This window comes from Nonomuraea zeae (assembly GCF_005889725.1).
Taxonomy (GTDB): domain Bacteria; phylum Actinomycetota; class Actinomycetes; order Streptosporangiales; family Streptosporangiaceae; genus Nonomuraea; species Nonomuraea zeae.
Map to the genome: position 1 here is coordinate 1 of NZ_VCKX01000605.1, position 2,406 is coordinate 2,406.

A 2,406-nucleotide genomic window follows, 5' to 3' on the forward strand; every position below is an offset into this window, starting at 1 on the left:
ACCGAGTTGTCTTAGGTTCTCGTGGGCTCGGAGATTTGTATAAGACACTGCACCCCGTGACCACCATGACCACCACGCGTCCAGGGGCCCTGGCACACCCGACGACCACCACACACCCGGGAATCGCCGCACGCCCAGGAATCGTCGGACGTCTGGGAACTGACACCCATCGCAGGACCTTCACCCACCACCCCCGGGACCTCCGCGCCTCACGCGGATGCGGCGCCGTCCCGGGTTCCTCCTGGGGCCGCGGCGGCGGCTGGTTTCGGGGCGGGCGCGCAGGGCATTTCGGGGAAGGGCAGCACGGGCCGACCCGCCACCGCCCGTGTGGCGGCGAAGAGGCTCACCAGCGCGCCGTCACCCGCTCGATCCCGGGTGGCGTACGAGACACCGGGCGGCACGGCACGGGCCGGCCACCCACCGCAATGCAGCATGTCGACAGCCAGAGCGAGCCCAGCCGGTTCGCCACGTCACCGAGGCCGACCGGCGGGCACCTCCGCCGGATCACCGCGGCGACGACGAAGAGTGCCCAAGGACCACAGATGGGAAGCAAGCGTATGGGAGCAGACCGCTGAGAAAGCGGGAATACGACGAGGACGACGTAAGGGTCAGGCCGGGCAAGGGGTCCAGGCCGCGGACCCGGATTCGTCCTGCGCACGAGGACGCCGTCGAAGGATTCGTGGTGGCCGTGGACCGCGGCCGCTACACGACCCTGGTCGAGCCGGAACGCCACAAGGGCTCTGCCCAGAAGCGCAAGCAGCAGCCGCAGCGTCGCCTGGTGGTCGCCATGAAGTCGCGGGAGCTGGGGCGCAAGGGCATCGTCGTGGGAGACCGGGTGGCCCTGGTCGGCGACGTCTCAGGCCGCCCCGACACGCTGGCCAGAGTCGTCCGGGTCGAGCCCCGCACCTCGATGCTGCGCCGCTCGGCCGACGACACCGAAGACACCGACGGCATCGAGCGTCCGGTCGTGGCCAACGCCGACCAGCTCGTCATCGTGACCGCCCTGGCCGACCCGCCACCCCGTCCGCGCATGATCGACCGGATCCTGGTGGCGGCCTTCGACGCGGAGATCGACGCCCTGCTCTGCCTCACCAAGTCCGACCTGGCCCCGCCCGACAACCTGGTCGCCCTGTACGACCCCCTGGGCGTGGCGCACGTCGTCGTGCACAAGGGCGGCTCGCTGGACGAGCTGCGCGATCATCTGACCGGTCGCATCAGCGTCCTGGTCGGTCATTCGGGCGTCGGCAAGTCCACCCTGGTCAACGCCCTGGTCCCGGATGCCAACCGCGCGGTCTCCCAGGTCAACGCCGTGACCGGCCGGGGTCGCCACACCTCCACCTCGGCAGTGGCGCTGGAGCTGCCCGAGGGGGGCTGGATCATCGACACACCGGGGGTCCGCAGCTTCGGTCTGGCGCATGTGGCGGTGGAGACCGTGCTGGCCGCGTTCCCCGATCTGAACGAGGTCACGGTCAACTGTCCCAAGGGCTGCACCCACCTGGGCGACGGCTGCGCGCTGGACGCCTGGGTGGCGGCCGGCAACTCCTACCCCGCCCGCCTCGAATCCCTGCGCCGCCTCCTGTCCAGCCGCGAAGGCACCTCCGACGACACCACCCCATCCCACCAAGCCGACTGACCCCACCAGACCGCACCAAGTCGGCCGGGCCTACCCATTCCCGGCCGAGTCGGCCGAGTGCGCCCGGACCGGCTGAAGTCCGCCCGGACCGGCTAAGGTCCGGCCGGGTCGGCTGCCCCACGCTGAGCCCAGTTCGGGACCGGCCAAGACCCGACTCGGGGCTGGCTCGCGGCCTGGCTCAAGACCCGACTTGGGCCTGGTCCAAGACCCGACCCGATTCGGGGCTGGCTCAAGACCCGACTCTGGCTAGCTCAAGGTCCGGCTCGGGACCACGCTCGGGGCTCGACTCAACGCCCGACGTAGGCCCGGCTCAAGACACAACGCGGGCCGGGTTCGGGGCGCGGCGAGCGCGGACCCGAAGTCCCAACCGGCCAGGCTCGGAGCCCGGTGAGTACGGCCGAGCCCGGTCTGGCCCGGTCTGCCCTGGTCTTACCCGGTCCTACCCGGCTGGCTCGGGGCCGACTCAGAGCCACCCTCGGAGGCCAGCCCAAGGCCCGACTCGGAGGCCCGACTCGGAGGCCCGACTCGGAGGCCAGCCCAAGGTCCGGCTCGGGACCCCTTGGGGCTCAACTTCACGTCCGACCTAGCCCCAACACAAATCCAACCCGGGGCAGGTTCGAGGCCCGACGAGCGCTGGCCCGAAGTCCCAGACGGCGAGGCTGAGCGATGCTCGGAGCCCGACTGAGCACGGCCCGAATCCGGCCTGACTCGACCGCCCCGAGCCGGACTGGCTCGACATCCAAGCCCCCGTCCCAAGGCCTGTCTCCTATCCC

Annotated in this window: 1 protein-coding gene; it reads left to right on the forward strand. The window is 71.0% G+C overall.

Annotated features, from left to right (window positions below; all coding sequences use genetic code 11):
- Positions 1-571: 571 nt before the first annotated feature.
- Positions 572-1,633 (forward strand): ribosome small subunit-dependent GTPase A, encoded by a 1,062-nt coding sequence (gene rsgA, locus ETD85_RS61665; RefSeq protein ID WP_138698998.1) that lies wholly within the window; start codon positions 572-574, stop codon positions 1,631-1,633.
- Positions 1,634-2,406 lie beyond the last annotated feature (773 nt).